Below are 21,456 nucleotides of genomic sequence, written 5' to 3' on the forward strand. Positions count from 1 at the left end.
TTCCTCAATATGGGCTGCAACTATTTTTTCTCGGAGATCCACTGAATATGCTTTCATGACAGTATTATCTTTATTATTACTAACTGTACCTCATAACTTCGGAAACTGCTGTATTAACAGGAAATGCGAAAAGATTGACCAATAAATTCAATATCTTCAATGTCGTCTTATTTGACGGAATCAAATTCTATCCTTGGGGAACAGTTGCGGTGAAAGTTTCTTTATGGTTGATTATTCCTTAACTTGTAGGTAAGTTATAAAATAATTACGACTATTTATTGCTAATTCAAAATTTGGTTTAGATGTTTTTATAGCACTGTTTCTATATACAGCAAGTAGCTTTGAGTGAGGTACACCTTGTGCGGGCAAGATGCCCGCACCACAAGAGTTTATTATTAATATCTGTACTTCATAATATCGGAAACTGCTGTATTATAGCTGGTAGGTTGGAGATGTCCGACTTCTTTAAAAATTTGGGTAGTTGAGAAAAATATTCTGATTATTATTTGATTTTTATTAAATATTGAAAATTCCCAGTATCTATACCTATTATTTCCGATTATTTATTTTGATCATGGCTAATTTTGCTAATTTAGTATAAAAGAGAATTTTTCCCATGACTATTTACTTTTATAAGGTTTCCGACCCCTATGGCTGTTTTTCTAATTTTTCCGCTCACGGTATTAATATCGAAGGTACTTACTGGCCAACTGTTGAACATTATTATCAAGCACAAAAGTTTGTTGGTAGTCCAGATGCTCCAATTATACCTTTAATTCACGCTGCTGCTACTCCTGAACAAGCTGCTGCTTTAGGGCGTTGTGATTCTCGTTGTCTGCGTCTAGATTGGGAATTGGTAAAAACTCAAGTTATGCGGGTTGGGGTACTACAAAAGTTTATGACTCATGCTGATATTAGGGAGATATTGTTATTAACAGGTGATAATATCTTAATAGAGGATTCACCTATAGACTATTTTTGGGGCTGTGGTGCTGATGGTACAGGGGAAAATTACCTCGGTAAAATTCTGATGAGTGTACGTGGGGAAATACGGAGAATTAGTTATTTTTAATTAATTGGTAAATCCCGGAGATAATAAAAGCGATCTTTTTTCCAATCATCTTCTTTAATTCTTCCCAAATATCCTGTTAATGGTGATGATAGTTCTATGAGAATATCATATAATTCTCTATCTTCTAGGTTTTGTGGTGGATGATCATAAAGATATGCTATACAAAGATTACCAACTTGAGCATCTTTAGCACCTGTTTTTTCTAGATGTCTTTTGACGAGTTGGATAATATGCGATCGCAATTTTATCTCTTTTTCTATTTTAGCAATATATTCGTTAATTTTATCATCAATTTGTCCTGGTTCTAAGTATTGTTTTAATTCAAGTAAATTTATCGCACCTGGATATTTGGCTTTGAGTTCTACTAATTTTTGTAATGTCATGGCTTTAATAATACTGACTTTCCATTGTTGCGCTGATTTCTGAGTATATGAGGTAGCGTTACCTGGACCTATTACCAATTTTGCAGAGTTGATAAATTGTTGTGTACCTAAGTGCATTCCACCAAGTTTAATTAATTCCTGAACCGTACCACTAGGAATACTTTTACCTGCTTTACATTCACACATTAAAGGATAGGGTTGAGAACAATATAAATCTAAACCTCCCGCACCTCCTTTATAAGCATTTTCTACATTAAATCCTAAAAATTCTAAACTTTGACGAGAGATATTTTCAAAGTCTGTACCCGCTTGATAATTATTTTTTTTCTCTTCTAATTCTATACTTCTATCTCCTAATGCTGCAATGGTTTTTATCCAAGCTAAATCAGCATCTATGATATTTATAATTGGTGCATTACTCCAACCTAAAAATACTTTGATTTCATTTTCTAATTCTTGTGCTGCTGGGTTATTATTGGCTATTTGTGATAATGCAGTTTGTAATTCTTCCAGTTCAGGATGTAAAGGAGGTTCTAGATTTTCTAATTGTTGTTTGCGTTGAATAAATACCTGATCATTTAATACAGGTTTAGCTTCAGAAGCGGAAATATTAGGTAAACTGACAAATTTACCTAATTTATCTTGAATATTAGGAATGGCTGAAATTTCATCAGGTTTATCTAAATGATAAACCCGCAAATAAGCTAGGAAAAAATGCGGATGTTTTTGTAATATTTCCTTAAATTTTTCTGGTTTCCAGATGGTTAATTGAGATAAAATATCTAATGGTTTTGTTTGATCTGGCATTTGACAAAGTTCACATTTAGCCCATGCTTTAATTAAAACTTTACTTTCCGATAACGGTAGTTGTAACTGTTTTTGAGTTGGTATTAAACTCAGTTGTTCAGGTTGTAATAAAATACCGGGGGTATGAAATTTTTCCCATGCAGTTTTAGCAATGGGTAAAAAATTTGGATGGTAATATTTATTAATTTCTGCTGTAGATATCTCTACAGGATAGAGAGCGAATGTTTTACCAAAATCTAGCAATGTCCGAGGAATCGCGGCAATAATTCGCCCTTGTATTAAAGCATCAACATCAGGAGCAGGTAAACATAAAGCGTTATAAATTGAAACAGATTTATTCATAATTAACCCAATAAATCATTTAAACCACCTTCATCATCAACTTCTGAAATATTATCATTTTTATCATCAAATAATCCGCCCAGACCATCATCAAATTCAGGCATTTCACCAGATGGATCACTTAAAATTTCTCTTAATAACAGATTATCAAAGGTAATATTATTCTTAGAGATAATATCAAAAATTTGTTCTTCTGTTAATTGATAATTTTGCCGCTTTTGATAAATAGCTAATATGGCTATAAGTGGACGAATTTGATCTTCTATTAAATCTACATTTTCTCCCCCCTTGTATTTAATCAATTCCTCAAGTAAACTAAATGTTGCTGCCGTTTTTTTCATTTGTTTTATTTTGGATTCAGAACGGACTAAACAACCACGGGTTAAATCAAAAGTATGATAGTCATTCAATCGTTTTAAACACGCATTTAATGTAGATTGAGAATCTTGAACAACTGCTACACCAATTTTTACTTGTTTACCATTTTCATTGCCAATAATTTTGAAGTTGATAAAATTGTTATTTTTTCTTTTAGGTTGAACATCGTTTGTAATTTCGACAATCATTACCTCTTCTAGAGTTTTTTCCTTTAAAGTATTAAAGCCAAAATATAGGGCTTCAGCAATGCGAGAACTATCTTCTATATATTCCTCAAACTTTACCTCACCTTCCCTTGTAAATGCCAGTTCAAATCTTGTAAATGGATCATCTGGAAGTGGCTCGGTTTCAATCTTAAAGTTATCTGCACACCACCGCAAAGCTTCCCTAACACTTGGTTTATTTATCTTTCCATATTCTTTCAGTTCGGTTTCTGTAAATGGGTAAAGTGGATCAGGAGGAATTAAATCCTTTGCATTGTAATAATCCTGTAGCCAAATAGTCACTAATTCCACCATGGAATCACCGCTAATATATTTTAAGTCTAGCGGTTTACGTTGTGTAAATTTGGAAATTCTATCAGGTGTACCTCCGGGCAAAGAATTTACTTTATCTCTCCATGTTTCTGGTAGCATTACTGTGAGAATCACCACACCCTGGCTCAGGTCTGAATTTACCAAAGTATCATGGAGAATTTTCACAAAATTAGCAATTACACTTTCTGTAGGTAAACCATCATCAGTAGAGTTGTTTTTAACATCTATTTCATCAAAACAAATAACAATTGAGTTATAAAAACCCACTAAATTCAAAATTTGTTGAATATTTTTGAGAGCCTCAGCTTCCCGATCTTGATTAGTTTTACTAGAATTAGGTAATCCCAATTCATCAGCATTTGCTTGAGCTAATTCTTCACCAGATAGCCATTTAATCGCATAAGGAGCTTGAGTTTCTGAAAGTGTCCACAGAATAGCCCTAAGAATATAGGGGTCTGTATTGGGTTTATTTTTAATAACCTGTTTTTGCAGATTATTCATTAAGTTTTTATTTTTTTCACAAGCTATGTCAAATCTTTTGACTAACACTGCTGGACTGACAGTATTTTCTCTACCTTCGTTGGCCATTGCTGCGGCTACTTCTTGCCATTGCATGACTTCTTGGCTACCAGTTTTACTCAGACTATCTGCTAAAGTTTGCTGAAATTGATATTTAACTAAATTCAAATCTGTATAGTTATTAACACCAGCATAAACAAATAAAGCACCGCCCACTTTTTCTAGTTCATGACGAATACGACTCAAAAGATGGGTTTTCCCAACTCCCTGTTGTGCAGTAATAGCAATTGAAGTCACTTTATCTTGACTAGATTTACTGTTACGAACAAATTGAATGGCTTTAAAAACTTGATTAGAAGCATGAGCGTTTAATGTGGGTACGTCCGGGACTCCTTTTCCCCAAACATCTTGTTCTTTAACAATCCCAGCGTTAGTAAATGGATTATGACTGTTAATGGCGGCGTTAATGGACTCCATAGAAGAAAGAGGGCTATTTGTCATGGTAATTTTGTCTGGTGCGAGGGACTAAAAACTGTGGGGATAAGGGGATAATTTGATTAAATCAAGCGTTTAGCGTAAGAACGTAGTTGTGTACCTGCTATGGAAATCGAATCTTCGCGTTTATCAGAGGTAAAGTCTGCTATTTCTCCGGCAATTAGCTGCAAAATATCATCAGCTTGCATTTCTACGAGCCATTGATTGAATTTTTCACGACTAACTTGTTCACCTATTGCTCTTCTAATGCGATAAATAGGTACTAAATCATCTAGGTTGTAATCCTTATTCAATTTGTCATAAACAGCCAAAGCAACAGATTTAAACTCTTCATAAGAACCAATTACCTCAACCTTAACCCCATTATCTAATACGACGGTCTTGTTTACAACCACACCAAACTGACGAAACCACCGCAATAACGCATTAGCTACCCAAGTTCCTATAGTCTTACCTGATTCAAACTCAAACTCATCACTACGCAAACCAGCACCTAACACATCTAAACCTATTGGTGAATTCAGAGTATAACTAATTGCTGATCCTTTTTTAAGGATAGTAATAGCTCCCTGCTCTTGCAAATCCTCTAAAATACCTTGATAGTCGGTTATTTTCTGACCCTTAGACACCACCCGCTTGCCTAATTTACCCTTAGCTACCTTCTGTTCATTTGCTCCTAATTCCCACAATGCAAGCAGTAAGCGAGTTTTAGCGTAACTCCCCTGTAAATCCTTATTCTTTGAACTCATGATGATGTGTGTTAAATGACTGAATTATTATAATAAGGATTGTGTTTTTTATGCAACCACAGCTAAAATATCGTTAATTTTCTCAATATTCGTCACATATCGCTGAAAATTATGAAAACAAAAATAAACCGCAAATATACGTAATTATATCCCCGACCTCTTGAAGAAGTCGGGGATCTGGAGGGGACTTGAGAGTGATTAAACGAACTCTTCCAACTGTTCTAATTTTAACCAAATATTTGGCGTTGGTACTCGTCCAAACTTAACCAAAGCATAGTCACTCTTGATATCAACAACTTCCCCTTGAGTCTCAAATAAATAACTAGGAAAGCGGGAATCACTAGCTTTAGCTTCCAGACTATTTTCCAACTTTTCCCGAATAGCGCGAACCATATTCCCTTTTTTCACAGCCATAAGTTACCTTCGTTCCAAAATAAACGCCTTCACTGCAAATTTTATCTTGTAACTTTAACCCAAGGCTAATTTCTTTCACTAAAACAAATAACCGCTGATTTTCAAGTCAACCGCTGGGCGGCAAGTTATTATATATTATTATATATTAAATTATAATATCGTAGTTCTTCCTCGTCTACTATACCATAACAGATTTCAAAGGCATTGTCAACCCCCTAATTCTCTTTTTTCGCGGTTTTATTTTTTATTTATTTGCAAATTTTGGGGAAGTCTTTGGGTCTTGGTGCAAAACATGATTATTTTTGACAATGAGAACAAAAATGGCTAGAACGACCACCTAATTTAATTCGCTCTATGATGTTACTACAAATTTTACAAGGTTTGCCAGCCCGATTATAAACCCAAGCTGCACCGCCATAATTACCGTTAACGCCTTGAACGCTGAGAAAATTACTAAAAGTCGTCCCTCCTACAGCAATACTAGCTGATAAAACCTCAATAATGGCAATTCGCAACAGTTCAATTTGGGGAATTTGTAATTCTATACCAAGGGTTGTCGGTAAAATACCACTTTTAAATAAAGCTTCATCAGCATAAATATTACCTAATCCTGCCACCACCGACTGATCTAATAATCCGGTTTTAATAGGACGACGGGATTTTTTTAATTTACTGGCAAAATACTCTGCTGTAAATTCTGGGTCAAAGGGGTCAAGAGCTAATTTGGCTAAACCTGTAATAATGCTTTCTACAGCCATCTGATCAGGAACATACCACATTTTCCCGAAAGTGCGCTGGTCAACAAAGCGCAATTCATGACTTTCGCCCAAAAATAAGCGGACTCTGGTATGTTTATGTAAAGGTTGATTTTGCTCTACCCATAATAATTGACCAGTCATTCGCAAATGAACACCTAAGAAAGAATGGGGACTAAGTTGAGCGATAAGATATTTGCCTCGACGATGCCAGGTAGTTATGTTAGTGCCTTTAATTTTATCAATAAACTCATTAGCAGGAAATGGATAGGCGATAGTGCGTTCTAGCAAGACATTTCCACCCGTAATTTCTCGATTCAGGGTGAATTGATTTAAACCTCGGCAGACTGTTTCAACTTCGGGCAATTCAGGCATGAAAGTCAATAATATTTTAAAAAAAATGTATAATTCAGTATTTAATAGATAAAAGATTTCACTAGATTTGAGTGATAACATCTGCCCAAAATCTAGTCAAATCAGGACTTACGCAAAACACAAAGAGAGTAGCGGTAATTAATTGATGAATTACCGCGAGAATGGGGTTTATGGCCACACCATGAAGACTATCATTGACACTCTGCGTAAGTCCTGGTGATATGATTAATTGTTAGCGTAGGCTACTTTTAATCAAATCCCTGTCGGTTGGCTGTTTACTTTGCTTTAGCAGCGGGTGGTGCTACTTCGATTAATTCATCTACAGCAAAGTTGTTAGTACTAACATCAGAGTAGTTAACTTTGTCAAATCTGACAATTACAGGGTATTTGATGGCGCTTTTTTCAATAGAAGCGACTGTACCAACTTCCTGAAACCAGTAGGACTCAGGACGGAGAATACGGACTTTAGAACCACGTTGAACCATGATGTATCTTCCCTTTTGAAGAATGAATGCCGTAAATTAGGGCTGATTGTTCTCACTCTACAACAACAGAGGCGTGTCCTTGGGTTTTGTTAAGTTATTTGTCAAATTGGTCGGTTTTGATGGGTAATGAGTTGTTAATCTGGTCAATAACCTCTTGACATAGTAGGCATAATAGGGTAAGTTCATTGGCGAACACTTCTGGCAAAATGTTTTATGTCTTACTTAATACAAAAACGCTACCTTCGTTCCCCCTGGCAATACGGAGATCATCATCTAGATAAGTGATATCTAACCAACCTTGTTGTTGTTGACTTTGAATGGGAAAATCAAAAGCTAGTTTATTTTGAAAATGTCCAGATTCAATTTGTTGGATAAAGTTTCCTGGTGTTGTATAGCCAATTAAACGCTGTAAACCAATGATAGAACGCTGGAATTTAACCTGTAGACGAGATTGTGATACTGGTACAAATTTAGCAACAACGCTGACTAATCCCTCTAAGGCAGGAATACCATAAATTTCAGCTATGTTATAAACACTGTTAGTTTCTACCCGAATACATTGGTAAATCTGACCGAGTTGAAAAAATGGCAGACGATCTATGTTTAATAAAGCCTTGCTTGTGGTGTATAGTAGTCGCCAGTTGCCTTCTAGTAAATTACTAGCTGCTAGGGGATGTGGTGTAGGATTAAAATCTTCTAAGTTAGCGATCGCTGCTAAAATAGCTTGTTGTTGTGCTGCATTGACTAATAAACCGCGATTTGTTCCCGCAATTACATCTATGAGATTTGACTTGCCTATCATTGTTTTTACCTCAAGAGTATACATAATTAAACAGTATCAAGGAGATATAAATATCCTCTATTTATAAAGATACAACTCTAAAATCTGGACTTTTTAGCTACTATTCCGTAATTAAGTGAATAACCCCACCGAAAGGATAAAAATTTTGTTTAATTCGGATCAAGCAATTAAAGAGTTGAATGAAGGATAAAATAACTCGTATCAAATGATAGACTGTTAATGTCTAGTTAAATAAACCCTTAGGTGTGTTTGTTGATATGTTAGATTCTCCCCTCCGTGAAGCGCCCAGAAACCAACGAGCAGCGGTTATTCCCGTCAAACAGGAATCCTCAATGTTGGACTGGTTGCGACTAAGTGGCCGACTGATAGCCCGTGAAGTCCATGAAACAGACTCCCGCGAAGATGTAGAAGTAATATCCGATTTTCTGATCGCAGACGACGGAATTGGTGATATTGATTACGATGACGACGATGATATAACTATCGAGGAAGATTAGGTGTGAGTATTTTGGGAACTAGCGACCCAAAATCAAAATATTGGCAATATTGTTTGATTTAGGTTTTTTAAGTGTGGAGTGAAGGATTTTTTTTGTGGACGCTAAATTATCTCCTAACCAAGGTTTGAATTTTTCGGGAATTAGGTTAGCCTCAATGCTAACAATGTTACTAACTACAACTTCCTTGATTTTGGATTGGGTGGGGCAGAGGAATCCCTGGTATCCTACCTCCTTAACCTTGCCTCTTTTCTTGTCTGCTCTAATTGTGGGTGTGCTTGGCCAGAGGGTAATACCTATTTTACAAGCACTAAAAACCGGGCAAATTATCCGGGAAGATGGACCTCAAGCACATTTAAAAAAGGCAGGAACTCCCACGATGGGGGGTATATTTTTTATACCTGTAGCTGTGGTAGTTGCTTGTATACTATCTAACTTTTCTCAAGATGTAGTTGCGGTTTGTGCGTTAACTCTGAGTTACGGTTTAATTGGCTGGTTAGACGACTGGCAAATTTTGCGACGTAAATCAAATAAAGGCATATCTCCTAAGACGAAGTTGGCTTTACAAGTTATCTTTGGGGCGCTGTTTTGTTTCTGGCTGATGCTTAAAGGTGATTTTAGCATAACTAATATCCATTTGCCTTGGGCGGGTTTATCTTTACCTTTAGGACTATTGTTTTGGCCTCTAGCGGGTTTTGTCTTAGTCGCGGAGAGCAATGCTACTAATTTAACAGATGGTGTGGATGGTTTAGCAGCCGGAACAGTAGCGATCGCTATTTTTGCATTAGGTGTGATCATTGCTCCAACTGCTCCCGACTTGATGGTTTTTTGTGCTGCTGTCAGTGGTAGCTGCTTAGGATTTCTAGCCTATAACCGCAACCCAGCTAGTGTTTTCATGGGTGATACTGGTTCTTTAGCCCTGGGTGGGGCTTTAGCCGCTGTCGCACTTGTGACAAATTCTTTAGTAGCACTGTTTATCCTGAGTGGGATTTTCTTTGTAGAAACCCTTTCTGTAATGGCTCAAGTCAGTTATTATAAAGCGACCAAAGGACCAGACGGTAAGGGTAAGCGATTATTTAAAATGGCTCCTTTACATCATCATTTAGAATTAACTGGTTGGTCAGAATTACAAGTAGTGGCAGTTTTTTATATGATTGCTGCTGTTCTCGCTTTTGTTTGTATTATCAGCATAAAATAACCAGATTTAATCATCAGATTTTTCAGGAAAACCAGGAAAACAAATTCAAAACCTCCAAATTTGGCAGTTGTTTTTATTTTGAGATTGAGGGTTCTGTCCGGGACGTAAGTAGGACTATTTGGATATTTTGCCAGATAGAAACAAAATATTTGCTACTTACGTCTAATCACTAAGCTGCTGTAACAAGTAAAGCCTACTACAACTCAAGGTTCAAAAATCAAATAAGAGTTTTATAACTAGACCGTAGGGAATTGACAAAACCAATTTTTCTTTAACTTGTTACTAATGGGTTTAATAAACGGCGAAAATAGGGTTCCAAGTGTTCCTGCATTTGCTCTGAAATCCCATTCTGATTTAAAATCCTGGAGGAAACTTCCTGTAGTGTTCCACTTAAGTAATTGTGGTGATATTGAGCAATATATTGGCTCATTGTATTGATAGAGATCCCGTCATGATGAAGGGCATTTGCAACTGCGGCAGGGGTAAGGGCAAGAATCTCCGTATCTTCAACTGTGATAATTTTCATGGATGGTAATGGTTCTCCCAAGAAAAGATTCATCTCTCCAAAGAAATCTCCTATCAGGAATTTTTCTGTCGGAGCATCTGGTTGGTAGCCGAGAAATTCCTGCCTCTGGTCTATATTCTCAATCTCAGCAGCTAAACTTGCATACAGCCAATAAAGGGATGATACTTCTTTAGCTGTTTGGTAGGTCAGGGAGAAGGCAACAGGACCAATGTACTTAGCTAACGCAGAGGCAACTTGCTCAATTACTATTGGTTTGAGAGCGTAGCTAGACTGGTTATGATTCTGAGGTTGACGACTAACGGGTTTAAAGGTAACTGTTTCTAAATTCGGGACTAATTTTTGTTCTATGGCCACACAACCCCTTACCACCAGGAACATTGCTGGGGACAAAAGATGTTGATAATCAAGCAATTCGTCCGCATCAAACAGCAAAGTTTTAGAATGTTCTACCAGAAGGCTTTGAGCCTCGACAGTTAAATTTCTAAAAAATTCAATGTTGCTAACAAGTTGCAACAGACGTTCATTCTCGGTGGACTGATACTCACTTCCCATGCTAGTACGACTCAGAGTGTACCAAATCCGACAGCGAATTTCTGGATCTGTATGGTTTTCGGCTTCACTATAGTTTTTGGGATAGTAAAACAATTTATAGTTCACTTCCTCTAGCCCATAAGACCACATTCTGACAAACACGGGTTTGTCAAGATTAATGTTTGGCAGAGGTTGGTTGATTACTGCCTTACACGCAGTATCCATCACCTGATTCGGCGGAACTTTGGCAGAAATTGTAAAATCCACTGTTCGACAGACTGAACCAGAGTCGATCATCTTAACCAATTCTTTAGCGATCAACCCATTAGGAATGTAAGTAATTTCACCAGAGTTGAGACGGATATCTGTTGAATTCCAATCTATTGATTCCACAACTCCTTCTACAACAACTTCTTTTGATCCCCGAAATTGAAATTGAATCTGATCGCCAATTTGAAACGGTTGGTTAATCTGAAGAAAAACGCCAGAAAGGAAATTTCCTAGAGGTTCTTGCATTGCAAAACCAACAATTGCCGTAAATAAAGCAGAAGTAGTGAAAAACATTGTCGTTTCCTGACCGAGAATACGCAGAATAATAAAAATGCAGATCAGATACAGGAAAACTGAGATTATTAATTTCAATAACCTTGATGGACGCGTTCTTTTTTTACGAGTTAACCAAAAATTGATTAATAAGAAAGAAACGGCATTAACAATAACCATGCTAATGCTGATCAATACAGCAATTTTCAAGCCGTATAAGACTATGGGAAAAACTTGTTGGGGGTTGTTTAAAACAACAACATAAGCAAATAACAGACATCCAGTCAATGCAACTTGGAAAAGAACTAGAAAATTTTTCATATAGACTCCACAATCACCAATAATAACTTTAACAAGGGCTGATTTAAAATCAGTTAATCATGTTGGACAATGTAACCTATGTAAATTTATTTTTTAGGTGCTTCTAAGGCTTTATTGAGACTGATTAAAAGACGATTAATTGCTCTGTTCAGTGGGTTTAATGAATTGGATTTATCTTCTGGGAGTTGAGACTTCTCTAACTGATGCAGACTAATTTCTTCCAGTAGGTGAGTAATGGTATCTAGAGGCTTGGTAATCCATTTCTGTATAATCAGAAGGACTGTGGTGTATGCTACTAAAAACACGCTGGCGATCGCTAATAAATAGGACCCAACAGACTCCTGAGCCTCGTGATATTGAACGACTGTGGGGACTGAAATAATCCTTGTGCCGACAATTTCATTTAGCTTCCAGCCAAAACCATTCTCACTACCATAGGTTTTGATCAGAGAAAGAGGAGCATTTTCCGGTTTACCATGGCAAACTAAACAACTGGAATTAGTAATCTGAATTGGTTTGGCCATATAAAGCGTTTTTTGACCGCTTATTAAATCCAGTCGCTCACCTATTTTTTCCTTGATATTAGGATTTTTGGCAAAATATTCAATTATTTCAACCTCCCACCCTACCGCTAAATCTTTGCGGTTTGTTGGATTAATGGCACTTTCTCTATAGCTATACCCTTTGTTTTCCTTCCTTTCCCCTAGTTGATTCAAAATCTGTTGAGCAGCATAGGAGGGAACAGTGACTCTATTAAAATCAGGTAATTCTTGATTTTTATCCGCTGAATTTGATACATCCTGAGGTGATTTATCTTGCGTAAGCAGAGCAAATTGAGTTTGAATTTTAGTTAATGTGTAATCTCTAACAACCTCTGCTGTATCTAAAAGCAATGTGGCCGTACGGATAACATCTTTTTTAGCACCATTGTACTCTAGTGACCAAATTGACCACCCACAAATAATCCACCCTGCCAAGAAAATACTAAATATAATCAGGGTAAGTCTTGTTTGAAGTTGTTTCATACAAAATACAAATTTGATCTGAATTTTAAATACGTATTGAGTAACTAAGTTTATATGCTGTGTGATTTTATCTGAAAAATCGTTCACAAGTCAAGGGGAGTACGAATATGTTTTAAAAGTTCATTTCAGAGTTTACTGAACAAGTTTTTTGGTGGAGTGCGGGGTGCGGAGTTGGGGTTTCCCTATTCCCTGTTCTAAACATTTACCTGTTTGACCAAATGCACCAATTCCGGTAAGATCAACTTTTCCATAGCCAGTCGCACAGCATTACTAGAACCAGGAAGAGAAAAGATGATTTTACCTTGATAAACACCAGCAACAGCGCGGGAAGCCATAGCCCGTGAACCAATTTCTTGATAACTTAAAAACCGAAATAATTCCCCAAATCCTGGTAAAGTTTTTTCTAATAACTTTTCTAAGGTATCATAAGTGGTGTCTCTGGGAGCAATTCCCGTTCCCCCATTAAAAATTACAGCGCTGATACAAGGATATTCAGCCAAAACTTCCATCTGGGCTGTAATTTCTCTTGACTCATCTTTGATAATCTGATACAATCCGACAATGTGATGGTCAGCTAAAAGTAGTTCTTTAATTAATTGACCACTTTTATCTGTAGCTGGGGAACGGGTATCACTGACGGTAATAACTGCACAATTCACAGAAATTTCTTTGTAGCTTGCGTGTGGTGGAAATTCCATAAGTGTTTTACTCTTTAGCCAATGACAATTGACAATTGACAATTGACAATTGACAATTGACAATTGACAACTAATGACAATTGACAATTGACAATTGACAATTAAGACTTGCTTAATCCTAGTCCATTTTCTTCAGCATAACGATTCATAAACCGCATAAACCGATCCCATTCTTCTTTAGACTGCATAACATAAACTGCTTCTAAAGATTCTGGTTTACCGTTGACAAATTTACCCTGAACTGCACTAATCTTGATTTCCCCTTCTTCGTCAATTAAATAAAGTCCAGTAGGTTCGATTTTACCGTCTTGTGCCAAGATATCAGGATTTGTGAAGGTAAATGTTGCTGTACTACTATCACCTACCTTTGCTCTTGTCAAGCGGACATCTGGAACTACTGTTTCCTCAATACCTCTAGCAAACTGAATTTTCGCCATGATAAGTAAATCTAAAGTTTTGATTGCATTTTTTAATATTCTCTCATCATAGAGCAATTTTATAGCAGGCATTTCACCGATGGTCATCAAATCTAGTTCACAAGTTCGATATAAACGCCGTTTATTATCTGTAGCATTGATCATTGTAGCTGGTATATTAATCACCCTGATTAACAATTCTCAGGCGGCTACACCTGTCACAAAAACTAAAAACGTGATCCTGATGATTGGGGACGGTATGGGCTGGGAAATGGCTCGTGCTGGGGCTATAGCGCAAGGATATAATTACAATTCTGGTCGGGGGGAAGGACTAAGTTTTCAAACTCTGGATAATTATGCTCTCGCTACCACCTATGGTACTACTATTGCCCCTGGTAATGGGGTTTTCAGCACAAATAATTCCGCATTATCTGGTTCTAATCCGATTACAGGCGCTAGTCCCATTTTACCAGGGTTTAAATTCCAACCCAAATTTAATCCCGGAAATACACCATCTGGGGGAGAAAAAAATCTTCATCCCAATGCGGTAGGTAATTTGGTGGGTTATGATCCCCAACGGGGGGGAATAAATCCTTGGACACCTGGTAATGATCCCGAATATATTAAGTATAGTTATCCTGATTCGGCCAATACAGCAACTACTTTGTACACGGGAGTAAAAAGCTATAATAACGCTATTTCCGTTGATATTTTGGAAAAACCCTTAGAAACTATTCTGAAAACTGCGGCTAATTATGGTAAATCTACGGGAATTGTTACCTCTGTTCCTGTAGATCATGCTACACCGGGAGCAGCAGCAGCTAATGTTAATCGTCGGAATAAATATGATGGTGATTACCCGACCTTAGATAATATTCTCCAGCAGGAACTTCGTATATATCAACCAACGGTAATTTTAGGTGGTGGTCATCCGCTTACGGGTGCTAATAGTCAACCTTTACCTACGGGTGTAGAACCTCCGACTAAATTTGAATATATCACAAAAACGACTTATACAGAGTTGAGTAAGAACCCCAATCAAAACCGTTATCATTACACATTTTTAGAACGGGGAAAAGATGCGGCTGAAAAATTAGCACTGACTGCGGCTAAATTAGATCCAAATATGGGCGATCGCCTGTTAGGATTATATGGAGCTAGGGGACAAGAGGGAAATCTGCCTGTAAGTACGGCCAATGGAGATTATAGTAATACGGGTTTGAGTATTTTTTCCCTGTTTAGTTCTCAAGGAAAAAACCCGGATACAGTTCGGCCTTTACTGGTTGGAGAAACTGATAAATCTTTTATTGCGAAGGAAATTAATGAAAATCCCACACTGAATGATTTAACTAAAGCTGCTTTAGCAGTTTTATCGAAAGATCAAGATGGATTTTGGTTAATGGTAGAAGGTGGTGATATTGATTGGGCTGCCCATGATGATAATATAGATAATATGATTGGGACAGTGTTGGATTTTGACAAAGCTGTGAAAACGACAATTGACTGGATTAAAAATAATGGTGGTTGGGAAAATAATCTACTGATTGTCACTGCTGACCATGATCATTATCTCACTTTAAATCCTAATTTTTCTGAATTACTCAAAGAAAAAGGTGCAGAAACTTTAACCGCTGAATCCGATTCTATAAAAGCGGGTCATTTTTGGGGTTCTAATCCCCAGATTAAATATGGTTGGGGAAATCATGGGAATCGTCCAGTTCCTGTGTATTATCAAGGTAAAGGTTCAGAAGTTTTAACTAATTCTGTGGGTAAGGGTTTTCGGCTTTATGGTTATGATATTCCTGGTATTGCGGGTTTAGTAGACCAAATTCACATTTATCAGACTCAACGAAAAGCAATAGGGAATAGGAAATAGGGAGAAAAGGTAATATAATATCAAGTGATCCCGGATTATCAACCCAACGCAGCTAAATGTTGATGTTAGTTATTTAAACTTATTTTACAGATGGAAAAGTCCGAACTTTAACAGCAATTTCTGCTAATGATGCTGCTTGGTTTTTGATTTCTGTTTCATTCCATTGTTTCAGATGCTGTGGGCCTCTATTTAAATGTAGAGGACTATCTGCAAATCTACCATCCTTTTCATCTCGCTTATCTATAAATGAGCGATCTCTCAATTTAGCATTATATCTGGTTAAAGTTAAATTACCAATATTGTGCAGATACTTGGCTTGAATTTCTGGCCATTTCTTTCCTAAATCTTCCTGCCATTCTAGAGATAAATGGGGATTTGGTGGCATTATATGTTCAACCTGATATTCCTGTATATTTACCAACTCTTTCCGCCCATGATTTTCCAGTTTACGCAATAGATACTTATAACTACGGAAGTTGTAAATGTCTTTAATTACGAATTGTCTATGAAACTCTTCATCGGTAGATGAGTATAATAAATTGATGTTTACCCTCTAGAAATTTGAGGAAGTTGGTTTCAGTGGCCTTCATGGTTTTTTATGTACATTACATAACTGATTATATCAACACCTGTGTTATTAACATATATAGTGAAATTAATAAGATATTAACCAAATAAGAACCATCAGTTATCCTGTTCTAAGTCATTAGTAGATTAAATCAAGGGATCGCTTGCATAATTCTTCACAATTTGTTACAAAAATATAAAGAACTTCTAGAGACTAAAACCTAATGTTCGGCGGACTCACTGGTTTAACAGATCCCAAAAGCACCGATTGGGGAGAGCGAATGCTCAACACAGTCGCCAGCCAAACGATTCGCCACCTGTTTACCCAAAGCGAGTCGGTAGAAGTCTTTGTGCGCTGCTACCCCTCCAGCAAACTGTTGCAAGGCAGCATTGACAGCTTTAAAATGAACGGTCGTGGCTTGGTAATTCGTAAAGACTTCGCAGTAGAGGAAATGTCCTTTGAAACCGACGCGGTAGCCATTGACTTCGGCTCGGTTTTAAGTGGTAAACTCAATCTCAAACAACCCACCCAAGCGGTAGCCCAGGTGATTTTATCAGAAATAGGTATTAATCGGGCTTTTGAGTCAGAACTGGTGAAAAAGCGGCTGCTGAACCTTTCTGAACCAACTCTGATGGAAATATCTGCTGGTGAACCGGTTTCCTTTACCGAAGTTCAAATCAAGCTATTACCTGAAAATCGTTTACATTTAGTAGCCACAGCCGACTTAAAAAATGGTGAACTCATACCCCTAAGTATGACCGTTGGTATTGGGATTGAAAGAAGAAGGCGGGTTTCTTTCAAAGACCCTAAGATTGAACTTGAGGGAGTTCCAGAAGCACAACGGGAAATTTCCCAGACTTTAAGTGTGGCATTGGTAGAAATTTTGGATAATATGGTTGATTTAGATCGCTTTGATTTAGATGGGGTAAAAATGCGACTAAATCGTTTAGAAACAGAAGGCCAAAGATTGATTTTTAGTGGTTATGCAGAAATTGAACGAATTCCGCGCAGTTCTTAACAATTCTTAAAATTGAAAAAAATCAACGCCGTCCAGATTCCACTGGGCGGCGATTTAATTTTTAGAGGAAAAGTCAGGAGAAAATCAGAAAATTCCCCCCTGCTGCCTTTTTTACCTACCTACACCCACATACTGAAATCCAGCCCGGATCATGGTTTGGGGATCAAGGAAATTACGACCATCAATCATCACTGCGTGATTCATCAATTTTGCCATCTTCCCATAGTCTAAAGTGCTGAACTGTTGCCATTCAGTGACAAGTACCAAAGCATCACAGCCATCTGCTAGTCTTTCTGAATCGGTTTCTACTAATACACCGGAAAGACCATGACGCATTCCTGTTTGGGAGATAATGGGGTCATAAGCCTTAACTTTAGCTCCCAATCGGTTAAGTTGTTCAATGAGGATTAATGCAGGTGCGTCCCGTAAATCATCCGTATCTGGTTTAAAGGTTAAACCGAGTAAGCCCACAGTTTTACCTTTGAGGATTTTTAAAGCTTGTTGCAGTTTTTCTAAAGCAATTAAGCGTTGGCGCTCGTTGACACTGACAGCAGCTTTCATCAGTTGGGCTTCATAGCCATAATCACCAGCGGTGTGAATGAGGGCGGAAACATCTTTAGGAAAGCATGAACCACCCCAACCAATACCAGCTTGTAAGAACTTACTACCAATGCGGGAATCTAAACCTATGCCTTTTGCTACTTGGGTAACATCCGCACCCACGCGATCGCAAATATTAGCGACTTCGTTAATAAAACTAATCTTAGTGGCTAAAAAGGCATTAGCCGCGTATTTGATCATTTCTGCGGAACTTAAATCTGTCACCAGAACGGGAACAGGAGGTAAAGATTGATCAGCGGCAAATTTGCGCTCTACAATGGGGGCGTATAATTCTTTCATCATGCCGGTGGCTTGTTCACTATTTCCACCTAAGACAATCCGATCAGGATTAAAAGTATCATAAACTGCCGAACCTTCCCGTAGAAACTCTGGATTACTCACCACATCAAAATCATTAGCAACTCCAGAAAATTTACTGTCTCCAATTGTATCAACAGATGCCACAAATGTTTTTTGTCTTTCCGCAATCCCGTCTAAAACAATCATTCTTACCCAGTCACCAGAACCAATGGGGACAGTGGATTTATTGACAATTACCTTATAACCACCATTGAGATTTTCGCCAATACCACGAGCCACAGCCTCTACATAGCGAGTATCACTTTCACCATTAGGTAAAGGAGGAGTTCCCACAGCGATAAACAGAATTTCCCCATGATCAACCCCAGCCGCGAGATCACTAGAGAATTGAATATTACCACTATTAATGGCAGATTGCATAATTTCCGAGAGTCCTGGCTCGAAAATTGGCGACTGGCCAGACTTCATTAATTTTACTTTTTCTTCGTTGTTATCTATACAGATGACATCATGACCAATGTGAGCTAAACAAGCACCCGTAACTAAACCTACATAGCCAGTACCAATTACGCAAACACGCATTTTTGAAATCCTTGTTTTTTAAAATTGTCAGTGAATCAAGTCAATCAAGGGAATTTAGCACTACTAAACCTGTTGAAACCGTTGACGGAAATCTTCGATCATTAGCTTTAACCCATCTTGGAGGGGAATAGTAGGTTCCCAATTTAATAAAGTTTGTGCTTTCGTAATATCGGGACGACGACGACGGGGATCATCAGCAGGTAGGGGTTCAAATTTAATTTCTGCATCTGGATTAATCAAGTTTTGCACAGCTTGAGCTAATTCTAAAATCGTGTATTCATCAGGATTACCCAGATTTATAGGTCCTGTATGTTCACCATTCATTAATCGCATTAATCCATTTACTAAGTCAGAAACATAGCAAAAACTGCGAGTTTGTTGACCTTCACCATAAACAGTTAAAGGAATCCCTCGTAATGCTTGGGCGACAAAATTGCTGACTACTCGCCCATCATTTTCCAGCATTCTCGGTCCATAGGTATTAAATATTCTGGCGACGCGAATATCAACTTTATTCTCTCTGTGATAATCAAATGCTAAGGTTTCCGCCATTCTTTTCCCTTCGTCATAACATGAACGAATACCAATGGGATTGACACTACCTCGATAATCTTCCGTTTGGGGATGAACTTCTGGATCTCCGTACACTTCACTGGTGGAAGCTAATAAGAATCTGGCTTTCACCCGTTTAGCTAAACCTAACATATTGAGTGTTCCAATAACATTAGTTTTCACAGTTTTAATCGGGTTGTACTGATAATGCACTGGAGAAGCGGGACAAGCCAGATGATAAACTTGATCAACTTCTAAGCGAATTGGTTCGGTGACATCATGACGGATCAGTTCAAAATTAGGGTTATCTAACCATTGAAGGAGATTATGTTTCTTTCCTGTATAGAAATTATCCAAACAAATGACTTCATGACCATCATTCATTAATCGGTCAATTAGATGAGAACCAATAAACCCCGCACCACCCGTCACTAAAATTCTCATATTTTCTCCCTTGTTAACCTATACTTTGATCACCAATGCCATGTTTTTTATACTATTTTAATAGCAAAAAACATATTTATTTATAAAGTTCCTGTCTGGCTTTTAAGTTGGACGTTAATTGTCTATTGCATATTTTCTTACCAAAAGGTTTTTCACAAGGTTTTTCACAAGGACACTTTATCAAGTCTTAAAGCAAAAGATCCTGTTTTTTTAAATCAAGTTAAATTTAAAGAACTAAACTATGATTGAAAATCCCAGTTGCTCCAAATTTAGTAAGTACAAGCATTGAATAACGCGCTAAATAGTATGTAATTATGATTATGCTAACCAATGACTTACCCGTAGGATAGATTCGGTTCGTTTCTGCATAAACAATTTCCGGCAATTATACCATTTCTTTGTCAGCCCGCGCCAAATTTTTTGATCTTTTATTTCTTCCTTCCCGTCGTTTTGAGTAACCTAAAACATAAAACCTTCATTTACAGCAATTTAAGATCAAACCCGCCACAAGAATGGTAAAATTATAAAGATGTAAAAAAGAAGATTATTGAGAAATAGCCCCATATTCAATAGACCTACGACAAAAGATATTAAGTGCCTGGGAAAATAAAGAAGGTACACAAAGAGAATTGGCGGAACGATTCAAAGTTAGTTTATCTTTCATCCGTGACTTTTTGCGTCGATATCGAGAGACATCGGAAATAACTGCCAAGCCTCAAGGAGGAGATAGGCGCTCGAAAATTCTAAGTGAGAATCAAGAATTGTTAAAGAAAATAGTCACAGAGAAAAGTGATATATACTTGCGAGAAATTCAGGAAATAATCAAAGAGAGTAAAGGAATAGAGGTAAGTGTATCAAGCTGATCACGGACTCTTAACCGCTTAAATCTAAACCGTAAAAAAAATTTAGTAGCCGATGAAGCTATTAATGCTATTACTGATGAAAACGTAATGATGATGAAGTTTTTGACACTTCCCGCTCTTCTGAGTATCTGAGAACAGGACTTAAACAAACCATGAGAAGATCAATGTCTGGATAAATAGTCTAATATGATGCTTGGTTGTAATTTCGACAAAATTAATTATGCAAGCAAGCTTTTTAACCGCCGTTATTTTACCTCTAGCTTTAGCTATCATTATGCTAGGTATGGGATTATCTTTACTACCAGAAGATTTCCTGCGAGTAACAAAATATCCTAAAGCTGTGGCCATTGGCTTAATTAGTCAGTTGATTTTTTTACCTATTATTGGCTTTATTATTGCTAAAATTGTACCCATGGAACCAGCGATCGCCATGGGATTAATGATCATTGCATTGTGTCCAGGTGGGGTATCCTCAAATATAATCACATTTCTAGCAAAATCAGCAAATCTGCATTGCCATTGAAGTTGGGATTCAAAATGGCACACTAGCGATCGCCATTACTGCCGGTTTACTCAATAATCCTGATATGGCAGTACCTGCGGCCATTTACAGCTTGTTTATGAATGTTACAGGTTTAATTGCTATTAACTACGGTAGAAAACTGGCCGCCAAAAACCCTATTTAACAATTTCTGTGCAACTCAAATTAAGCAGCGAACAAAGCATAAGTAAAAAATTTTGATTAGTATAGGTTAATTACAGAAGTTT

20 protein-coding genes and 1 pseudogene are annotated in these 21,456 nt (G+C 37.3%); 7 read left to right on the forward strand and 14 right to left on the reverse strand.

The window, feature by feature from the left end; genetic code table 11:
• Window positions 1-616: 616 nt before the first annotated feature.
• On the forward strand, window positions 617-1,072 hold the full coding sequence (locus H6F39_RS05545; protein ID WP_190371564.1) for an NADAR family protein: 456 nt from the start codon (window positions 617-619) through the stop codon (window positions 1,070-1,072).
• Here the strand turns inward: H6F39_RS05545 and H6F39_RS05550 are convergent.
• From H6F39_RS05550 to H6F39_RS05580, 7 genes are all read right to left on the reverse strand, one after another.
• Window positions 1,069-2,604 carry a DUF1802 family protein gene (locus H6F39_RS05550; protein WP_190396352.1) on the reverse strand — a complete coding sequence of 512 codons (1,536 nt, stop codon included), beginning with the start codon at window positions 2,602-2,604 and terminating at the stop codon, window positions 1,069-1,071. The genes H6F39_RS05545 and H6F39_RS05550 overlap by 4 nt on opposite strands.
• A gap of 2 nt (window positions 2,605-2,606) precedes the next feature.
• Window positions 2,607-4,538 carry a P-loop NTPase fold protein gene (locus H6F39_RS05555; RefSeq protein WP_190396353.1) on the reverse strand — a complete coding sequence of 644 codons (1,932 nt, stop codon included), beginning with the start codon at window positions 4,536-4,538 and terminating at the stop codon, window positions 2,607-2,609.
• 56 nt (window positions 4,539-4,594) lie between these two features.
• Window positions 4,595-5,281: a hypothetical protein gene (locus H6F39_RS05560; RefSeq protein WP_190396354.1), complete on the reverse strand. Its 687-nt coding sequence runs from the start codon at window positions 5,279-5,281 to the stop codon at window positions 4,595-4,597.
• Between the two features lie 198 nt (window positions 5,282-5,479).
• Window positions 5,480-5,695 (reverse strand): NAD(P)H-quinone oxidoreductase subunit O, encoded by a 216-nt coding sequence (locus H6F39_RS05565; protein ID WP_190396355.1) that lies wholly within the window; start codon window positions 5,693-5,695, stop codon window positions 5,480-5,482.
• A 296-nt stretch (window positions 5,696-5,991) separates the two neighbouring features.
• A complete protein-coding gene (locus H6F39_RS05570) occupies window positions 5,992-6,825 on the reverse strand; it encodes a DNA-formamidopyrimidine glycosylase (protein ID WP_137909286.1) in 834 nt (277 codons plus the stop codon).
• Window positions 6,826-7,100: 275 nt separating this feature from the next.
• Complete coding sequence (locus tag H6F39_RS05575; RefSeq protein WP_137909285.1) at window positions 7,101-7,310, reverse strand: photosystem I reaction center subunit IV; 210 nt, start codon at window positions 7,308-7,310, stop codon at window positions 7,101-7,103.
• A gap of 211 nt (window positions 7,311-7,521) precedes the next feature.
• Window positions 7,522-8,112 (reverse strand): PAP/fibrillin family protein, encoded by a 591-nt coding sequence (locus H6F39_RS05580; protein WP_190396356.1) that lies wholly within the window; start codon window positions 8,110-8,112, stop codon window positions 7,522-7,524.
• 257 nt (window positions 8,113-8,369) lie between these two features.
• Here H6F39_RS05580 and H6F39_RS05585 point away from each other — a divergent pair, with 257 nt between their 5' ends.
• Window positions 8,370-8,609 carry a DUF3134 domain-containing protein gene (locus H6F39_RS05585; protein WP_028082645.1) on the forward strand — a complete coding sequence of 80 codons (240 nt, stop codon included), beginning with the start codon at window positions 8,370-8,372 and terminating at the stop codon, window positions 8,607-8,609.
• Window positions 8,610-8,703: 94 nt separating this feature from the next.
• Window positions 8,704-9,804, forward strand: coding sequence for a phospho-N-acetylmuramoyl-pentapeptide-transferase (gene mraY, locus H6F39_RS05590; RefSeq protein WP_190371561.1), 1,101 nt, complete (start codon window positions 8,704-8,706; stop codon window positions 9,802-9,804).
• Between the two features lie 271 nt (window positions 9,805-10,075).
• Here the strand turns inward: mraY and H6F39_RS05595 are convergent, their stop codons facing one another.
• From H6F39_RS05595 to psb28, 4 genes are all read right to left on the reverse strand, one after another.
• Window positions 10,076-11,725 (reverse strand): mechanosensitive ion channel domain-containing protein, encoded by a 1,650-nt coding sequence (locus H6F39_RS05595; protein WP_190396357.1) that lies wholly within the window; start codon window positions 11,723-11,725, stop codon window positions 10,076-10,078.
• 86 nt (window positions 11,726-11,811) lie between these two features.
• Entirely contained in the window at window positions 11,812-12,750 is a 939-nt protein-coding gene (locus H6F39_RS05600; RefSeq protein ID WP_190396358.1) for a DUF3365 domain-containing protein, read from the reverse strand.
• A 194-nt stretch (window positions 12,751-12,944) separates the two neighbouring features.
• Window positions 12,945-13,448 carry a molybdenum cofactor biosynthesis protein B gene (locus H6F39_RS05605; protein ID WP_137909280.1) on the reverse strand — a complete coding sequence of 168 codons (504 nt, stop codon included), beginning with the start codon at window positions 13,446-13,448 and terminating at the stop codon, window positions 12,945-12,947.
• A gap of 101 nt (window positions 13,449-13,549) precedes the next feature.
• Complete coding sequence (gene psb28 / locus H6F39_RS05610; protein WP_137909290.1) at window positions 13,550-13,885, reverse strand: photosystem II reaction center protein Psb28; 336 nt, start codon at window positions 13,883-13,885, stop codon at window positions 13,550-13,552.
• Window positions 13,886-13,964: 79 nt separating this feature from the next.
• On the opposite strand from psb28, the gene H6F39_RS05615 reads away from it, so the two are divergent.
• Window positions 13,965-15,740, forward strand: coding sequence for an alkaline phosphatase (locus tag H6F39_RS05615; protein ID WP_137909279.1), 1,776 nt, complete (start codon window positions 13,965-13,967; stop codon window positions 15,738-15,740).
• Between the two features lie 79 nt (window positions 15,741-15,819).
• Here the strand turns inward: H6F39_RS05615 and H6F39_RS05620 are convergent, their stop codons facing one another.
• On the reverse strand, window positions 15,820-16,284 hold the full coding sequence (locus H6F39_RS05620) for a DUF1524 domain-containing protein (protein ID WP_190396383.1): 465 nt from the start codon (window positions 16,282-16,284) through the stop codon (window positions 15,820-15,822).
• 247 nt (window positions 16,285-16,531) lie between these two features.
• Here H6F39_RS05620 and H6F39_RS05625 point away from each other — a divergent pair, with 247 nt between their 5' ends.
• Entirely contained in the window at window positions 16,532-17,326 is a 795-nt protein-coding gene (locus H6F39_RS05625; RefSeq protein ID WP_137909277.1) for a DUF2993 domain-containing protein, read from the forward strand.
• Between the two features lie 111 nt (window positions 17,327-17,437).
• Here the strand turns inward: H6F39_RS05625 and H6F39_RS05630 are convergent, their stop codons facing one another.
• Window positions 17,438-18,829: a UDP-glucose/GDP-mannose dehydrogenase family protein gene (locus H6F39_RS05630; protein WP_190396359.1), complete on the reverse strand. Its 1,392-nt coding sequence runs from the start codon at window positions 18,827-18,829 to the stop codon at window positions 17,438-17,440.
• 63 nt (window positions 18,830-18,892) lie between these two features.
• The gene (locus H6F39_RS05635) at window positions 18,893-19,825 is read right to left on the reverse strand and encodes a UDP-glucuronic acid decarboxylase family protein (RefSeq protein WP_137909275.1); all 933 of its coding nucleotides are present in this window, start codon (window positions 19,823-19,825) and stop codon (window positions 18,893-18,895) included.
• Window positions 19,826-20,412: 587 nt separating this feature from the next.
• On the opposite strand from H6F39_RS05635, the gene H6F39_RS05640 reads away from it, so the two are divergent.
• Both H6F39_RS05640 and H6F39_RS05645 read left to right on the forward strand, forming a co-directional pair.
• Entirely contained in the window at window positions 20,413-20,688 is a 276-nt protein-coding gene (locus H6F39_RS05640) for a transposase (protein WP_370539367.1), read from the forward strand.
• 220 nt (window positions 20,689-20,908) lie between these two features.
• Window positions 20,909-21,374, forward strand: a pseudogene (locus tag H6F39_RS05645) (bile acid:sodium symporter family protein).
• The last annotated feature ends 82 nt before the right edge of the window (window positions 21,375-21,456 follow it).

The organism is Dolichospermum sp. FACHB-1250, from assembly GCF_014696335.1.
Lineage (GTDB): Bacteria > Cyanobacteriota > Cyanobacteriia > Cyanobacteriales > Nostocaceae > Dolichospermum > Dolichospermum planctonicum.